3 protein-coding genes are annotated in these 1,866 nt (G+C 65.0%); all 3 read right to left on the bottom strand.

What is annotated here, in order from left to right:
* On the bottom strand, positions 1-452 hold a 452-nt coding region (locus tag AC2VOG_RS06920; RefSeq protein WP_486939176.1), incomplete at its 3' end, for a carboxymuconolactone decarboxylase family protein.
* Positions 449-961 carry a carboxymuconolactone decarboxylase family protein gene (locus AC2VOG_RS06915; RefSeq protein WP_486939175.1) on the bottom strand — a complete coding sequence of 171 codons (513 nt, stop codon included), beginning with the start codon at positions 959-961 and terminating at the stop codon, positions 449-451. The genes AC2VOG_RS06915 and AC2VOG_RS06920, both read right to left, overlap by 4 nt.
* 16 nt (positions 962-977) lie before the next feature.
* Positions 978-1,866 (bottom strand): dioxygenase family protein (locus AC2VOG_RS06910; RefSeq protein WP_486939174.1); only part of this gene is annotated, 889 nt, incomplete at its 5' end.

Below are 1,866 nucleotides of genomic sequence, written 5' to 3'. Positions count from 1 at the left end.
ACCATCAGCACCTCGACGCATGCCGGCGAACCAAGCGCTCCGTGTACGCGTTCGAAGGTGTCGGTGGCAACGCTGCGGGTGGTCAGCAGTTCGGTGGTCAGCTGAAGAGCCGCGATTTCGCTTTCCTCGAATGGGTATGTCTGCCAGCTATTCTCGGACAGCACAGCGTCGATCTCGGCGTTGCTGACACCCGCGGTGCGGGCGACGTCGCGATGCTGGCCGAGCTCGTAGCCGCAGTCCATCAGGTAGGCCGTGCGCAGCACGACGAGTTCGCGCAGCCGGGTTGGCAGTGTCGGGCTGCTCAGGGCGGCGTCACCCGCCACCATCCAGCCGGTGAATACCTTGTCGGCGTTGGCCAGCGTCCGATAGACGTTGAGATTGCCGCGGGCTTGGGTCAATTCACGAGCCCGTGGCCCCATGTCGGCCGGCTCGCGGTAGCCGATTCGTGTCATCGGGCTTCGACCTCCAGGTCAGCCGCGTTGAGCACCAACGCAAGTCCGTAGTAGCAGCTGACGAGCATCAGCAATTCGGTGAGCTCTTCGTCGCTGAAGGCGCTGCGGGCCTTGGCAAACGACGCATCGCCGAGCCGGCGCGTGGCGCACAGTTCAGTGACCACCTCGAGCAGCAGGCGTTCGGTGTCATCGAATTCATCGAAGTCATCGGTTTCGACGACCGCGCTGATCTGCTGCTCGGTGAAACCCGCATCCTGGGCGATGCCGATGTGGCGGCTGAGCTCGTAACGGCAATTCTGCAGTCGGGCCACCCGCAACATGACCAGCTCTCGCGCCCGCACGGTGAAGGTGGGACTGTCGGACAACTCGTCGAGCAGCTGTGCCCAGCCGGCGAACACCTCGGGGGCGTTGGCCAGCATCCGAAACGCGTTGAGCGCGCCCCGGCGTGCCATGAATTCGCGGATCGGCTCGGGCTGCCGCTCCACGGCGACGAGCGGTATACGTGACATCGCTGTCCTTTCGGGGCTATTCGGCGCCTGGGCTATTCGGCGCCATGGCGAAGGTCCAGTCCAGGGTCACGAACGGTTCGTCGACCGTCGTTCCGTCCGGGGCAGTCCCCGGGCCGTGCCGCACGAAATCGGCCGTCAGCGAGTCCTGGTCGGCGAAGACGGCGTCGTGTCCGAGGTAGGGGTCCTCACGCCAGAACAGTTGGGTGATCAGCGGCCGGTAGCCGTCGGCGTTGAACCAGAAGTGCACGTGTTGCGGCCGCATCGGCGAACGGTTTGCGGCGCTCAGGATCTCACCACAGGGGCCGTCGGTGGGCACCGGGTAAAACCGCGGCGTCACCGATCGATACCAGAACCGCCCGCCGTCGTCGGTGGTCAGCAATGCCCGCATGGCGACGTGGTCGTGCAATTTCTCGGTCTGCTGAACGTCGTAGCGGCCCTCGCCGTCGCTGTGCCACGTGTCGACTTTCGCGCCGACGATCGGGTGCCCGGTGTCGTCGACGACCCGTCCGGAGACGAACATCGGTGTACCGGTGACGCCGTCGGAGATGTCGGATCCGTTGTCGGCCATCGGACGACCCTCGACGAAGAACGGCCCGAGCACGGCGGAGTCGGTGGTAGACGAATCGGTCTGCTGGTTGATCTTGTCGATCAGCATGCTCAACCCCAGGATGTCGGAGAGCAGCACCACCTCTTGGCGTGTCGGGGTCGACATTTTGCCCACCCGCTCGAGGAAATCCATGGCGACGAACCATTCGTCGCCGGTCAGGCGCACCTCCCGGGCGAAGTCGTGCAGGTGCTGGATCAGACCCTGGAACAGCTCGCGAAATCGCGCGTCGGTGCAGTCGTCGAACGTCCGCTGTACGGCCGCGGTGAGCGTCCGCTCGGTCAAGTTGGACGACATTGGC

The organism is Mycobacterium sp. TH-M11, from assembly GCF_057473725.1.
This window is presented reverse-complemented; position numbering and strand designations above follow the sequence as displayed.

Bases quoted from the DNA above. Each gene is read 5' to 3' on its own strand.
- AC2VOG_RS06915 (WP_486939175.1), bottom strand. From the start codon at position 961: ATGTCACGTATACCGCTCGTCGCCGTGGAGCGGCAGCCCGAGCCGATC.